Source organism: Brachybacterium phenoliresistens, assembly GCF_000576425.1.
GTDB classification, from domain to species: domain Bacteria; phylum Actinomycetota; class Actinomycetes; order Actinomycetales; family Dermabacteraceae; genus Brachybacterium; species Brachybacterium phenoliresistens.
Genome location: NZ_KK069988.1, coordinates 628,731 through 642,635, shown reverse-complemented (window position 1 = coordinate 642,635; position 13,905 = coordinate 628,731). Strand labels below are relative to the sequence as shown.

General features: G+C 72.5%; 15 protein-coding genes and 3 tRNA genes. 15 read left to right on the top strand and 3 right to left on the bottom strand.

The features are described 5' to 3' along the window. Positions 1 to 163: 163 nt before the first annotated feature. The 3 genes from BF93_RS02945 (at position 164) to BF93_RS02935 (ending at position 479) form a co-directional block, all read left to right on the top strand. A tRNA-Gly gene (locus BF93_RS02945) sits at positions 164 to 239 on the top strand. Between the two features lie 78 nt (positions 240 to 317). Further along, positions 318 to 391: transfer RNA gene (locus BF93_RS02940), tRNA-Cys, on the top strand. Positions 392 to 404: 13 nt separating this feature from the next. Next, positions 405 to 479 (top strand) — tRNA-Val (locus BF93_RS02935). A 192-nt stretch (positions 480 to 671) separates the two neighbouring features. Here the strand turns inward: BF93_RS02935 and BF93_RS18785 are convergent. From BF93_RS18785 to BF93_RS02920, 3 genes are read right to left on the bottom strand one after another with little or no spacing between them, the layout of a single operon-like run. Beyond that, the gene (locus BF93_RS18785) at positions 672 to 1,505 is read right to left on the bottom strand and encodes a CPBP family intramembrane glutamic endopeptidase (RefSeq protein ID WP_051486437.1); all 834 of its coding nucleotides are present in this window, start codon (positions 1,503 to 1,505) and stop codon (positions 672 to 674) included. Continuing rightward, positions 1,502 to 2,500 carry a hypothetical protein gene (locus BF93_RS02925; protein WP_038370380.1) on the bottom strand — a complete coding sequence of 333 codons (999 nt, stop codon included), beginning with the start codon at positions 2,498 to 2,500 and terminating at the stop codon, positions 1,502 to 1,504. The genes BF93_RS18785 and BF93_RS02925 overlap by 4 nt, the downstream gene beginning before the upstream one ends. After that, positions 2,493 to 3,137: a TetR family transcriptional regulator gene (locus BF93_RS02920; protein WP_051486436.1), complete on the bottom strand. Its 645-nt coding sequence runs from the start codon at positions 3,135 to 3,137 to the stop codon at positions 2,493 to 2,495. The genes BF93_RS02925 and BF93_RS02920 overlap by 8 nt, the downstream gene beginning before the upstream one ends. 218 nt (positions 3,138 to 3,355) lie before the next feature. Here BF93_RS02920 and BF93_RS02915 point away from each other — a divergent pair, with 218 nt between their 5' ends. From BF93_RS02915 to yajC, 12 genes are all read left to right on the top strand, one after another. After that, positions 3,356 to 3,985 (top strand): hypothetical protein, encoded by a 630-nt coding sequence (locus BF93_RS02915; RefSeq protein WP_051486435.1) that lies wholly within the window; start codon positions 3,356 to 3,358, stop codon positions 3,983 to 3,985. Continuing rightward, entirely contained in the window at positions 3,982 to 4,512 is a 531-nt protein-coding gene (locus BF93_RS02910) for an OmpA family protein (RefSeq protein ID WP_038370379.1), read from the top strand. Before BF93_RS02915 ends, BF93_RS02910 begins: the two co-directional genes overlap by 4 nt. Next, positions 4,509 to 5,246, top strand: a complete 738-nt coding sequence (locus BF93_RS02905) for a response regulator transcription factor (RefSeq protein ID WP_038370378.1) — start codon at positions 4,509 to 4,511, stop codon at positions 5,244 to 5,246. The genes BF93_RS02910 and BF93_RS02905 overlap by 4 nt, the downstream gene beginning before the upstream one ends. Then, on the top strand, positions 5,243 to 6,217 hold the full coding sequence (locus BF93_RS02900) for a sensor histidine kinase (protein WP_084148198.1): 975 nt from the start codon (positions 5,243 to 5,245) through the stop codon (positions 6,215 to 6,217). Before BF93_RS02905 ends, BF93_RS02900 begins: the two co-directional genes overlap by 4 nt. A 58-nt stretch (positions 6,218 to 6,275) precedes the next feature. Then, on the top strand, positions 6,276 to 8,276 hold the full coding sequence (gene thrS / locus BF93_RS02895; RefSeq protein ID WP_038370376.1) for a threonine--tRNA ligase: 2,001 nt from the start codon (positions 6,276 to 6,278) through the stop codon (positions 8,274 to 8,276). Between the two features lie 101 nt (positions 8,277 to 8,377). Further along, positions 8,378 to 8,887: an HIT family protein gene (locus BF93_RS02890; protein ID WP_084148216.1), complete on the top strand. Its 510-nt coding sequence runs from the start codon at positions 8,378 to 8,380 to the stop codon at positions 8,885 to 8,887. Between the two features lie 56 nt (positions 8,888 to 8,943). Next, a complete protein-coding gene (locus tag BF93_RS02885; protein WP_038370374.1) occupies positions 8,944 to 10,215 on the top strand; it encodes a PrsW family intramembrane metalloprotease in 1,272 nt (423 codons plus the stop codon). 77 nt (positions 10,216 to 10,292) lie between these two features. Next, entirely contained in the window at positions 10,293 to 11,051 is a 759-nt protein-coding gene (locus BF93_RS02880; protein WP_038370373.1) for a YebC/PmpR family DNA-binding transcriptional regulator, read from the top strand. Between the two features lie 40 nt (positions 11,052 to 11,091). Next, a complete protein-coding gene (gene ruvC, locus BF93_RS02875; protein ID WP_038370371.1) occupies positions 11,092 to 11,682 on the top strand; it encodes a crossover junction endodeoxyribonuclease RuvC in 591 nt (196 codons plus the stop codon). A gap of 26 nt (positions 11,683 to 11,708) precedes the next feature. After that, positions 11,709 to 12,326 (top strand): Holliday junction branch migration protein RuvA, encoded by a 618-nt coding sequence (ruvA, locus tag BF93_RS02870; protein WP_038370369.1) that lies wholly within the window; start codon positions 11,709 to 11,711, stop codon positions 12,324 to 12,326. Beyond that, the gene (gene ruvB / locus BF93_RS02865) at positions 12,323 to 13,408 is read left to right on the top strand and encodes a Holliday junction branch migration DNA helicase RuvB (RefSeq protein WP_038370368.1); all 1,086 of its coding nucleotides are present in this window, start codon (positions 12,323 to 12,325) and stop codon (positions 13,406 to 13,408) included. Before ruvA ends, ruvB begins: the two co-directional genes overlap by 4 nt. Positions 13,409 to 13,522: 114 nt before the next feature. After that, positions 13,523 to 13,891, top strand: coding sequence for a preprotein translocase subunit YajC (gene yajC, locus BF93_RS02860; RefSeq protein ID WP_038370366.1), 369 nt, complete (start codon positions 13,523 to 13,525; stop codon positions 13,889 to 13,891). Positions 13,892 to 13,905: the final 14 nt, after the last annotated feature.

Below are 13,905 nucleotides of genomic sequence, written 5' to 3'. Positions count from 1 at the left end.
CCGCCGGCCCGGGGCGTCGGTGCGGAGGCGTCCGTTCGGTGGGGAATCGGCCGGGCGGCCTCCTCGCCGAACCCGGAGGTGACCTGCCCCACGAGCGCCGCACCTCGGTTTGCGAGCGGCCCCGGCGCCGCGTAGAGTCTCTCCTCGTCGGCCCAGCCGATACGCGGACGTGGCTCAGTTGGTAGAGCATCACCTTGCCAAGGTGAGGGTCGCGGGTTCGAGTCCCGTCGTCCGCTCCAGCGAACGGCGCCCCCGGTCAGTCCGGGAGCGCCGTTTCTGATGGCGCCTCCGTGGGGATCCAGGGAGGCGTCGCCCCTGGTGGGTTGGCCGAGAGGCGAGGCAACGGCCTGCAAAGCCGTGTACACGGGTTCGAATCCCGTACCCACCTCCACCCCGTCCCGCACGGGCGATTGGCGCAGCGGTAGCGCGCTTCCCTGACACGGAAGAGGTCACTGGTTCGATCCCAGTATCGCCCACCACGATGGTGCAGGTCATGCCGTCGGCATGTCCCGTCCGACCCGCGTGTGCTGCCGTCTCCCGTCCCGGGAGGCGGCAGTTCGTCGTCTCCGGGGTCGGACATCCCTGCGCGCGCGATCCCTCTCGGACTCCCGCGGATCTCGGACTCCCGCGGATCGAGGGGCGAGGCGCCGGCGTCCGCCCCCGGTATGCCGTCAGCTGCTGCGGTCGGGGCCGGGGTGGACGATGCGGGGGATGCCGGTGCTGCTGACGAGGATCGCGGCGACCGAGAACGGGATGACGCCCAGTGCGAGCATCGCCGCGCCGGTGCCGCCGGCGAAGCCGACCGCGTCCTGGGAGAGGACCAGCTGCGAGCCGGTCTGGAAGGCGGTGTGGAACCCGATGGGCATCCATACCGAGCCGGTGACCATCCGGAGGTAGCCGAAGCCGATGCCCATCGAGAGGAAGAGCGAGAGATCGGCCGGATCGGCGTTCTGCCGCAGGATCGCGGCGAGGAGGGTGAACAGCAGCGCCTGGACGACGATGACGCCCCATCCGCGGGTGAGGGTCCCGAGCACCGTGGTCACGTACCCGCGGAAGACCGCCTCCTCGGGAATCGCCTCGGACAGGAGCACGGCCATCAGCAGCAGCAGGACGGTGCGGGCGAGCTCCGGCCCGGTGAGGGTCGCCGTCAGCGGGCTGCCGAGGAGGGCGAGCACCCCGAAGGTCGCTGCGGACGGGACGGTCCAGATGAACGCGCCCCACAGGGCCAGCCGCCATCCCGTGCGCACGCTCGTGAGCCCCGCCTCGCTCATCCGGCGGCGGTCGGCGACCCGGACCAGAAGTGCGATCACGGCCAGAGAGGCGGCGCTGATCACGATGCCCGCCGCGATCCGCGCGCCCAGCGTCCCGGGGGCGGAGGGATCCTCGGACGGGGGGAACATGCCCGCCACGAGGAACAGCCCCGCGCCGAGCGGAAGGAGGGCCAGCGCGATCCGCCAGGCGGCGGCGGCGAGCCGGCGGGAGCGCGGGTCCGGTGCTGTCGTCATGGTGTTCCCCGATACCTGTGTGCGAGGGCGTGAAAGGAGAGCTTGGGAGTCCAGGTGCCGTCGGCGTGGGCGGTGACGATTCCGTAGCTGGCGAGGTCGAGGTCCCGGCCGGGCTCGTCGGAGGTTGTCAGGGCGGGTTCGCTGAATCCCCAGACGAACGTGCCGTCCACCCCTGCACGGTCGAACACGTCGAGGAGCTCGAGGAGGTGCTCGGCCTGCTCCGGCTCGTCGCGCACGAGGTCCTTCGGCACCGACAGCTCGGTGCGCCCGCGGAGCACTCCCGCCGCGGTGGAGGCTCTCGCGGCCGCACCGCGATAGGTGCAGGAGCCGAACTCGAAGATGCAGCAGGGCTTGCTCTGCGCGTGGGCCTGATCGACGAGCGCGCGGATGTCGTCCTCGAACCGCCACAGGGTGCGTGCGTCGCGGAAGCGGTCGGCGCCGACGACATCGAAGATCGACCAGTCCGGACGCTCCCAGCTCCCCGCCCCGTAGGACACCGGCCCGGCGAAGCGCTCCCGCGCCTCGCCGACCAGCGCGGCGAGCAGTCGCCGCAGCCGCAGGTTCGCGAGCGGCAGCAGCGGAGACGTCAGCGGCAGCAGAGCCCCTCGGGTCCAGAACGTCGGGCCCGGGAGCATGCCCGGCGTCGAGAGCGTGAGCTCGCACCCCACGACCAGCCCGACATCGGCGCCCGATGCACGAAGCTGCTCCGCGGTGTCGGCCGCCGCGCGCACGGCCTGCACGAGCATATGGCGGGGCTGATCGAAGGGGCGGGGCTGCAGCCACACAGCGAGCCCTTCCTCCGCGGCGAGGCGGGCCGCGACCGCGAGGCGGTCGGGGTCGCCGGCCATGATCAGCACCGCGTCGCAGCCGAGCTCCTCATGGATCGCCCGGATGTCGCGGCGGGCGCGCCGCGGGGTGAAGCCGGGGTTGCTCTCGAAGCCCTTCTCGTAGAGCACGCCGGCGTCGTAGCCGATCCCGCGCACCGGCTCAGCCATCGGGCGCTCCCACGGCCCGGAACAGGAAGGGGACGATGTGCGCACGCAGAGCGCTGAGCTCCGCCTCGGGGTCGCGCTGGACGAGCGTGATCGCGCGATCCAGCACGCTCTCGGCCAGCCCGGTCGCGACATCGAGCGGCATCGCCGCGAAGGCACCCTGGTCGATGCCCTCGCGCAGGATGCTGCGCAAAAGGGCGGAGTCCTCCTCGTCCTCGACGAGATAGAGCGGCGTGCCGTCGGCCGTGCGGTGCGAGACGACGATCTCCACCGCCGCCGCGATCGCATGACGCTCCTCGTCCACGTGCGCGACGTACGCCTCCGCATACGCCCGCAGGCGCGCCACCGGGTCCGCGATCCCGTCCACCGCCGCCAGCACGCGCTCTCCGAGAGCGCCGAACACCGTCTGCACCACGTCCAGCAGGAGCCCCTCCTTCGACGCGAAGTAGTACGCCACCGCGCTCTTGACGATGTGCGCCCTTCTCGCGATCTCCGCCAGGGACGCCCGGTGGTAGCCGACCTCGTTCACCGTCACCACCGCGGCCTGGATCAGCTGGGCTCGCCGGGACGTCTCGATGAACGACGGCGCCGGTCCGTGGAGCCCCGCCGTGGTGCCCGCCTCCGCCCTGTCAGAACGCATGTACTGATTTTAGAACGGCTGGTCTGATCGGTCCAGGTGCCTCGCGGCCGACCTGCTGGCGGCGTCCGCCTCGGCGATGTCGGCGACCACCCCTGTCGCAGGATCGCGACGCAGTATCGTCGACCTGAGACGCGGGCGCGACAGCGCTGCGACGGAGCATGGCTAGCGTCGAGGTCAGGACGCGGCGCCGCCGCGGGACACAGATCGAGGAGACCGTCATGACCGCCATCGACCCAGCTCGCCTCCGTGCACGGCACCTCGTGGGCGGTGCCCTCCTGGTGGGCGCGCTGATGCTCACCGGCTGCCAGGTCGGCACCGGGGACATCGGCCCCGACGAGCAGAGCACCCCGGGGACCTCCGCTCCCGCCGGCAGCGCCGCCGGCGCCCCGTCCGAGGACGCGGTCGTCGACGAGGACGCCGCTGCCGCGGGCGTCGATCTGACCGCGCTGGGGGAGCCCGTCGCCAGCGCCGAGGTCCCCGCGATCGTGGAGGGGGACCCGACGGCGACGATGACCGTCTCCCTGCACGGGCTGCGGCGCGAGGGCGGGACCCTGGTGGCCACCTACTCCTTCACCGTGCACAGCGAGACGTCGGACGCCGAGGGATGGATCTACGACTACCTGGGCAGTCAGGGATGGCACCCGTACGCGATCGACACCGTGAACCTGAACAAGCACGAGGTGCTCGGAGGCGGCGCGGCGCAGACCGACTATCAGGGCGCGAAGTTCCGCCCCGGCCAGACGCTGTACGCCTACGCCTCCTTCGCGGCGCCGCCGGAGGACGTCACCACCATGGACGTGCTGCTCGTGGACGGCGCTCCCCTCGCGAGCGGGGTGCCCATCTCATGAGGCGCGTCACCGCTTCCGCCGCCCTCGGCCTCGCCCTCCTCCTGGCGCCGGCAGGCACCGCCCTCGCGGACGACGACGTGACCCCGCTGGATCCGGGCATCACGGCGCTCGACCCCTCGATCACCCCGCTGGCCCCGAGCATCACCCCGCTGGAGACGATCACCACCGAGGGCTCCCGGACCGAGATCACGCTCTCCTCGGACATCCTCTTCGACTTCGGCTCCGCGGAGCTCGACGCCCCCGCCGCGGCGAGGATCGGCGAGCTGGTCGCCGAGATCCCGCAGGGCGCAGAGGTCGCCGTGGACGGCCACACCGACTCCGTCCCCTACGTGCGCGGCAACCAGGTCCTCTCGGAGGAGCGTGCTCGGGCGGTGGCCGACGCCATCGCCGTCTCCCGCCCGGACCTCCGGCTGACCGTCACCGGATATGGCGAGACCCGCCCGGTCGCCGCCGAGGAGGTCGACGGACAGGACGACCCCGCGGGCCGCGCCCAGAACCGTCGCGTCGAGATCCGCTACGACGGATGACGCCGTCGACGGCCCCGCCGAGCCCGGCACGACCCCGCGTCCTGCTGGTGGACGACGACGCGACCATCCGCGAGCACCTCCCGCCGGTGCTCGAGCGCAGCGGGCTGCGCGTCGACGTCGCCGCCGACGGGGCCGATGCCCTGCGCAGCATCGGTCGCGCGCAGCCGGACCTCGTGATCCTGGACGTCATGATGCCGGTGCTGGACGGCCGCGAGACGCTGCGGAGGATCCGCGCCGACCACGACTGGCTGCCCGTCATCCTGCTGACGCAGGTGGGGGAGAGCTTCGAGCGGGCGGCAGCCCTGGACGAGGGGGCCGATGACTACCTCAACAAGCCCTTCGACCCCCATGAGCTGCTCGCACGGATCCGGGCGGTGCTGCGCCGCACCGCCCGCGGGACCGCTCCGCTGAGCGCGGCGGGAGCGCTGCGGGCCGGTCCGCTGCGCATCGACCGCCCGGCGCGGCGCGTGGTCCTCGCCGGGGCCGAGGCACCGCTGACCCCGCGCGCCTTCGCCCTGCTGGAGTTCCTCATGTCCCATCCCGACGAGGTCTTCCCCCGCGAGCGCCTGCTGCAGACGGTCTGGGGCTTCGATGCGATCGTCACCACCCGCGCGGTGGACCACCGCATCGCCGAGATCCGGCGGGTGCTGGGGGACGATGCGGCCGCGCCGACCTACCTCGAGACCGTGCCCGGGGCCGGCTACCGCTTCGTGCACCCGGTGGAGCGGGCATGAGCCCCCGCCGGGAGCGGGCCCTGCCGGTGCTCCTGGTCGTCGGGCCTCCGCTGCTCGGGGCCGCGGCCAGCCTGATCTGGTGGACGACCGGCGGGGGAGGGCCCGTCTACCTCCTGACCGATCTCGCCTGGATCCCCCTCGCCGCCGGCGCGGCGCTCGCGCTGCTGGCCGTCCCCGGAGCAGTGTGCTGGCGTGCCGCGCGTCGACGGGCGCAGCGAGAGCACCGCGAGATCCTGCGCGAGCACGCGGAGCGCCGCCGGCGGCTGCTCTCCCGGCTGGACCATGAGCTGAAGAACCCTCTGCAGGGCATCCGTGCCGCGCTCGCCGACGAGCCCTCCGACCGCCAGCGCGCGAGCATCGACGCACAGTCCCAGCGCCTGGTGCGCCTGCTCGGGGACCTGCGCAAGATCGGTGAGGTCGAGCACACCGCGCTGGAGCTCACGCAGGTCGATCCGAGCGCCCTCGCCGAGGAGGCCGTCGCCGCGATCCGCGAGGTGCCCGGGGCGGACGAGCGACGGCTCTCCGTCGCGCTGCCCCGGGCGCCGCGCCCGCTGCCCTGCATCCCCGGTGACGAGGACCTGCTGTTCCTGGTCCTGGTCAACGCCCTGTCCAACGCGGTGAAGTACTCCCGGCCCGGGGACGCCGTCGAACTGCGCGGCCGGGCCGCAGAGGACCAGGTGATCCTCGAGATCGCCGACACCGGACAGGGGATCGCCCCCGCGGAGCTGCCCCTGGTGTGGGAGGAGCTGGGGCGGGGGAGCGCCGCCCGGGGCATCGAGGGCTCCGGGCTGGGCCTGCCGCTGCTGCGCGCGATCGTCGAACGCCACGGCGGCACCGCCGTGCTCGAGTCCTGGCAGGGCGAGGGGTCCACCCTCACGCTCCGCCTGCCCCTGCAGGGGCCGCGGGAGCGAGCTGCTCCCGGGACCGGCGGGCGGCGGCACCCGACCGGCTCGGCCTCCGGTCGCGGATAGGATGACCAGCGGAGCCGGCACGGTCGGCCGGCTCGCCCCGAAACCTAGGAGACACGCCGTGCCCCAGATCGCCATCACCCTCGACTCCAGCCCGCAGCGCATCGAGGAGGGGACGACCGGCACCGCGCTCTACGAGGGCCGCAAGGACGTCATCGCGCTGCGCGTGGACGGACAGCTGAAGGACCTCGACACGGTCCTGGAGGACGGCTGGACCGTCGAGGGCGTCGAGATCACCAGCGAGGACGGTCTGTCGATCCTGCGCCACTCCACCGCGCACGTCCTCGCGCAGGCGGTCCAGGCCATCAACCCGGCCGCGAAGCTGGGCATCGGCCCGCCCATCACCGACGGCTTCTACTACGACTTCGACGTCGAGACCCCCTTCACCCCGGAGGATCTCAAGGAGATCGAGAAGCGGATGGGGCGCATCGTCAAGGAGGGCCAGGCCTTCGTGCGTCGCGAGGTCAGCGACGAGGCGGCCCGCGCCGAGGAGGCCTCCGAGCCGTACAAGCTCGAGCTGATCGGCCTGAAGTCCCAGGCGGCCGATGCCGGCGAGGGCGCCAGCGTCGAGGTCGGCGAGGGCGGCCTGACCATGTACGACAACGTGCGCCGCGGCGGCGAGGTGGTCTGGACCGACCTCTGCCGCGGGCCGCACCTGCCCTCGACCAGGCTCATCGGCAACGGCTTCGCCCTCACCCGCAGCGCCGCCGCCTACTGGCGCGGCAGCGAGAAGAACCCGATGCTGCAGCGCATCTACGGCACCGCGTGGGCCAGCAAGGAGGACCTGCGCGCCCACCAGGAGCGCATCGCCGAGGCGGAGCGCCGCGACCACCGCCGCCTGGGCTCCGAGCTGGACCTGTTCTCCTTCCCCGACGAGATCGGCTCGGGCCTGCCGGTGTTCCACCCCAAGGGCGCCATGATCAAGATGGAGATGGAGGACTACTCGCGCCGCCGGCACGTCGCGGCGGGATACTCCTTCGTCTCGACCCCGCACATCACCAAGAAGAACCTCTTCGAGACCTCCCGGCACCTGGAGTGGTACGCCGAGGGCATGTACCCGCCCATGCACATGGACGAGGAGGTGGACGCGGACGGCAACGTCACCAAGCAGGGCCAGGACTACTACCTCAAGCCCATGAACTGCCCGATGCACAACCTCGTCTACCGCTCCCGCGGGCGGTCCTACCGCGACCTGCCGCTGCGGCTGTTCGAGTTCGGCAGCGTCTACCGCTACGAGAAGTCCGGCGTGGTCCACGGCCTGACCCGTGCCCGCGGCTTCACCCAGGACGATGCGCACATCTACACCACCCGGGAGCAGATGAAGGAGGAGCTGGGCAGCCTGCTCGGCTTCGTCCTGGACCTGCTGCGCGACTACGGCCTGGACGACTTCTACCTCGAGCTGTCCACCCGCGACCCGGAGAAGTCCGTGGGCGACGACGCCACCTGGGAGGAGGCGACCCGCACCCTCGAGGAGGTGGCCACCGCCTCCGGCCTGGACCTCGTGCCCGATCCGGGCGGCGCCGCGTTCTACGGCCCGAAGATCTCCGTGCAGGCGAAGGACGCCATCGGCCGCACCTGGCAGCTCTCCACCATCCAGCTCGACTTCTTCGAGCCGGAGCTGTTCGAGCTGGAGTACACCGCTCCGGACGGATCGCGCCAGCGACCGGTGATGATCCACCGCGCGCTGTTCGGCTCCATCGAGCGGTTCTTCGGGGTGCTGCTGGAGCACTACGCCGGGGCGTTCCCGGTGTGGCTCTCCCCGGTGCAGGTCGTGGGCATCCCCGTGGCCGCCGAGTACGTGCCCTACCTCGAGGAGGTCGCCTCGAAGCTGCGGGCGCGCGGCGTGCGCGTCGAGGTCGACGCCTCCGACGACCGGATGCAGAAGAAGATCCGCACGCACACCAAGGAGAAGGTGCCCTACCTGCTCATCGCCGGCGGCGACGACCAGGAGAAGGGGGCGGTGTCCTTCCGCCTGCGCGACGGCAGCCAGGACAACGGCATCGCCGTGGACGAGGCCGTCGAGCGGATCGTGCGGGCGATCGAGGACAAGGTCCAGGTGTGAGCGACGGCGGCGCGAGCAGGTCGGAGCCGGGCACCGCACCGGGACCCGGCGGGCCCGTCCCCCTGGAGGACCCGGCGGGCTTCGCCGGCGAGCCCGACGGGATGCAGCGGCTGTGGACGCCCCATCGGATGGCGTACATCTCCGGGGAGGCGAAGCCCGACGACCCGGGCGACGTCCACCAGTGCCCGTTCTGCCTCGCGCCGGCGCGCACCGACGAGGAGTCCCTGATCGTCCACCGCGGCGAGCAGTCCTTCGTCATCCTGAACCTGTTCCCGTACAACACGGGCCATCTCATGGTGTGCCCCTACCGGCACGTCGCGGACTACACCGATCTCACGGTGGAGGAGGTCCACGAGGTCGCCGAGCTCACCCGCACCGCCATGCGGGTGGTGCGGGAGGTCTCCGCCCCGGCGGGCTTCAACCTGGGCATGAACCAGGGCGAGGTCGCCGGGGCGGGGATCGCCGCCCACCTGCACCAGCACGTCGTGCCGCGGTGGATGGGCGATACGAACTTCCTGCCGATCATCGGCCGCACCAAGGCGCTGCCGATCCTGCTGGCGGACACGCGGCATGCGCTCGCCGCCGCCTGGCCCGCCCCGGCCGGGCCCTGACCGGCGCGGTTGCTACGATGACCGCGCCGTTCCGGCACCCGACAGCGGAGGATCAGATGGCCACGAGCACCCTCGGCGGCGGATACGCCTACGACGTGCCCCGCACGGACCCGCTGGCGCCCGCGCGCCTGGGCGCCGGCGCGGAAGGGCCCGTGAAGCAGCCCAACCGGTGGATCCCGCGCATCATCTGGGGCGTGGCGATCCTGATGCTGCTGCTGGTCTTCGTCGGCGTCTACTTCTTCACCATCCGCCCGCTCGGCTTCGGCACCTCGCTGGTCGCCTTCACCGCGGCGCTCGTGCCGGTGGCGATCGTGTTCCTGGCCGTGTGGTGGATCGACCGCTACACGCCGCAGCCGCGGATCACGCTGGTGTACGCCTTCATCTGGGGCGCGGCCGGCTCGGTGGGCCTGACCTTCGTCATCGGCGGGGCCTTCACCTTCCTCATCACCCCGGCGGATTCGCAGCAGGCGACCGCGGAGTTCCTCGGCGCGGTGATCCAGGCGCCGGTCGTCGAGGAGGCCACGAAGTCCGCCGGGCTGATCGCCCTGCTGTGCTGGGGGCGGCGGTTCATCGGCGGGCCGATCGACGGCCTCGTCTACGCGGCGCTGATCGCCGGGGGCTTCGCCTTCACCGAGAACATCCTCTACTTCGGCCGCTCCTTCCACGAGGCGCAGGCCGCCGGGGAGGCCGCCGTCTTCTGGCAGACGTTCCTGCTGCGCGGGCTGCTCTCGCCCTTCGCCCACGTGTGCTTCACCGCCCTGTGCGGGCTGGGCCTGGGCATCGCCGCCGAGCGCCGCTCGCTCATGCTCTACTTCGGGCTCGGGATCGGCGGGCTGAGCCTGGGCATGTGCCTGCACGCCCTGTGGAACGGCGCGACCTTCCTGCTGGACATGGATCCGGAGAACCCGCTGCGCAGCTTCCTCCAGTACTACCTCACCGTGCAGGTGCCGATCTTCCTGGTGCTCGCCGCGATGGTCCTCTGGCTGCGGTGGCGCGAGCACGGGATCGTCCGGCGCCAGCTGTCCGCCTACGGGCGCGCCGGATGGTTCGCTCCGCAGGAGGTCGAGATGCTGGTGTCGATGCGCCGTCGCCGCCGCGCCGAGAAGTGGGCCGCGCAGCACGGCGGGGCCGTGGCCCGCACCGCGATGCGCGACCTGATCCTCGCGGCGGTGGCCCTGGCCCTGGACCGCCACGGAGTGCTGCACGGGAAGCCGAGCGCGAAGACGCGCCTGCACGAGCGGCGGCTGCTCGAGCGCATCACCGCCGACCGCCGCCTCATCGCGGCCGTGACCCGGCCCGTGGTGCGGACGGACGCCCCCTCGGCCTGAGCGCCTGCCATGCCCTGGCGCCGCGGCCCGTACAATGGTCCGGCACAGCAGGACGCAGCGATCTTCCGAGGAGACACATGTCGGGTCACTCCAAATGGGCGACGACCAAGCACAAGAAGGCCGCCATCGATGCCAAGCGCGGCAAGCTCTTCGCCAAGCTGATCAAGAACATCGAGGTGGCGGCGCGCACGGGCGGCCCCGACCCGGCCGGCAACCCGACCCTCTTCGATGCGATCCAGAAGGCGAAGAAGACCTCCGTCCCCAACGACAACATCGAGCGCGCCGTCAAGCGCGGCGGCGGCCTGGACGGCGGCGGGGTCGACTACCAGACGCTCATGTACGAGGGCTACGCCCCCGGCGGCGTCGCGCTGCTGGTCGAATGCCTGACCGACAACAAGAACCGCGCCGTCTCCGAGGTGCGCCTGGCGTTCTCCCGCGGCGGCGGGAACATGGCGGACTCCGGCTCGGTGTCCTACATGTTCAACCGCAAGGGCGTGGTGTCCCTGCCCAAGGGCGAGCACACCGAGGACGACCTGCTCGAGGTGGTCCTCGACGCCGGCGCCGAGGAGATCAACGACGAGGGCGAGTCCTTCGAGATCATCTCCGAGGCCTCCGACGTGGTCGCCGTGCGCACCGCGCTGCAGGATGCGGGCATCGACTACGACAGCGCCGAGGCGCAGTTCGTGCCGAACATCCGCACCGAGGTCGATCTCGACGGCGCGCGCAAGGTGCTGCGGCTGATCGACGCGCTCGAGGACAGCGACGACGTCCAGAACGTCTACTCCAACCTCGACATCCCCGACGACGTCGCCGCCCAGCTGGCCGACGACGAATGATCCCCGGCGCCCGGACGGCCCCGAGCGCGCGCAGGCCGCGATGAGCCTGCGCGTGCTCGGGGTCGACCCGGGCCTGACCCGCTGCGGCTACGGCGTCCTGGACGCCGGCCGCGGCCGGGGGGCGAGCCTGGTGGACGTGGGCGTGGTCCGCAGCGCGCCCGAGGACACGATCGACCTGCGTCTGCTGGCCATCTCCCGCGGCCTCGAGGCGAAGCTCGAGGAGCATGCGCCCGACGTGGTCGCCATCGAGCGGGTGTTCAGCCAGAACAACACCTCCACGGTGATGGGCACCGCCCAGGTCTCCGGGGTGGCGATCCTGCTGGCCGCCCAGCGGGGGATCCGGATCGCGATGCACACCCCCTCCGAGGTGAAGGCCGCCGTCACCGGCAGCGGCCGGGCCGACAAGAAGCAGATCCAGACGGTCCTGGTGAAGATCCTCGGCCTCTCCGAGGCACCCCGGCCCGCCGATGCGGCCGATGCCATCGCCATCGCGCTGACCCAGCTCTGGCGGGGGCCCGGCCCGGTGCGCCTGGATGCCACCGGCGGGGCCCGCACCTCCGCCCAGTCCCGCTGGGCCGAGGCCGAGCGGGCGGCGCGCCGGGCGCGCGAATCCTCCACCTCCCGCTTCTGATCGAACGCATGTTCTAGGGTGGTCCCGTGATCTCCACTCTCACCGGCCGCGTGAGCCACATCGGCCTCGATTCCCTCGTCCTCGAGGTCCACGGCGTGGGCTACCTCGTCCACACCACCGCGCAGTCCCTCGCGGTGACCCGCCACGACGCCGAGCTGACGCTCCATACCGAGCTCGTCGTGCGGGAGGACTCGCTGACCCTGTTCGGCTTCCCGCAGCGCGAGGAGGCGGAGATCTTCCGCATCGTCCAGTCCGTCTCCGGCGTCGGTCCCCGCACCGCGCTGGCCCTGCTCAGTGTGATGGCTCCGGACGATCTGCGCCGCGCCGTCGCCGCGGAGGACGCGAAGGCCATCACCCGCACCCCGGGCATCGGCCCGAAGGGGGCGCAGCGCATGATCCTCGAGCTCAAGGACAAGATCGGAGCGCCCACTTCGGCCGCGCCGTCGCCGGCCGACGTCCCCGCGAGCCCGGAGGAGGCCTCGGTCCTGCGCGGGCCGCAGGCCGACGTGGTGCAGGCGCTGGTCGGGCTGGGCTGGGCCGAGAAGTCCGCCGCCGATGCCGTCGCGACGGCGGCCGCCGAGGGCGAGAGCGACCCCGCGGTCCTCCTGCGCACGGCGCTGCGCGGCCTCGGAGGCAGCCGATGAGCCCCCTGGGGGAGGCCGGAGGCTCCGTCGACGCGGGCGGAGAGGAGGAGTCCGGTCCGGTGACCAGCCCGGACTCCGGCGCCCTCGAGCGCGCCGCGGAGGCGGCGCTGCGCCCGCGGCGCCTGGCCGAGTTCGTCGGCCAGCAGGTCGTGCGCGATCAGCTCTCCCTCGTCCTGGAGGCGGCGACCGCGCGCGGACGCCCGCCCGAGCACGTGCTGCTGTCCGGTCCGCCGGGACTGGGCAAGACCACCCTGGCCATGATCATCGCGGGGGAGATCGGCGCGGCCCTGCGCATCACCTCCGGGCCCGCGATCCAGCACGCCGGGGACCTCGCGGCGATCCTGTCCTCCCTCGAGGAGGGGGAGGTCCTGTTCATCGACGAGGTCCATCGCCTGGCCCGCCCCGCCGAGGAGATGCTCTACATCGCCATGGAGGACTTCCGGGTCGACGTGGTGGTGGGCAAGGGCGTCGGGGCGACGTCGATCCCGCTGGAGCTGCCGCCGTTCACGGTCGTCGGCGCGACCACCCGCGCCGGGCTGCTCCCGGCGCCGCTGCGGGACCGCTTCGGCTTCGTCGGCCACCTGGACTACTACCGCGCCTCCGAGCTGCACGAGGTCGTCACCCGATCGGCGCTGCGGCTGGACGTGCCCCTGGACCCCGACGCCGCCGCCGAGATCGCCGAACGCTCCCGCGGCACCCCGCGCATCGCCAACCGCCTGCTGCGCCGCGTGCGCGACTGGGCGCAGGTGCGCGGCAGCGGCCGCCTGGACCTCGCCGCGGCCCGCGCCGCCCTGGAGGTCTACGAGGTGGACCCGCGAGGGCTGGACCGTCTGGACCGCGGCGTGCTGGCGGCCCTGTGCACCCGCTTCGCGGGCGGCCCGGTGGGCCTGTCGACCCTCGCCGTCTCCGTGGGGGAGGAGACCGAGACGGTGGAGACCATGGTCGAGCCGTACCTCGTGCGCGAGGGCTTCCTCACCCGCACCCCCCGCGGCCGCATCGCCACGCCGATGGCCTGGGAGCATCTGGGCCTGGCCCCGCCGGAGCCCGCGGCCGGCACCACCCCGCCGCTGGGGCGGTTCTGAGCGCGACCGCCGCGCGGGGCCTGCGTCCTCGCCCAGGCGGGCCCGGGTACAGTGGCCGGGTACGTGACCGAGCGGGCCGTGCCATGCCCGGCCGCTGTCCCCGAAAGGACTCCTGTGGACCCGATCTTCCTTCTCCTGATCATCTTCGCCGTGATGATGATCCCCATGCTGCTCATGAGCAGCCGCCAGCGGAAGGCGCAGCGGGCGCACCAGGCGCTCGTGAACCAGCTCGGCGTGGGCGACGAGGTCCGCACGCACTCCGGCTTCTACGGCCTGATCGTCGAGGCGGACGACGACGTCGTCATCCTCGAGACCGAGTCCGGCGCGCAGACCAAGTGGGCCCGTGCGGCGATCGCCATGAAGGTCGAGGACGAGGCCGCGCAGGACGCGTCCGAGGACGCGGAGGATCCGGCGGACGGCTCCGAGGACGACGGTCCCGCCGACGGCGACATCCTGAACTCCCGCCCCTCGACCGACCGCTGACGCCGGCTCAGCCG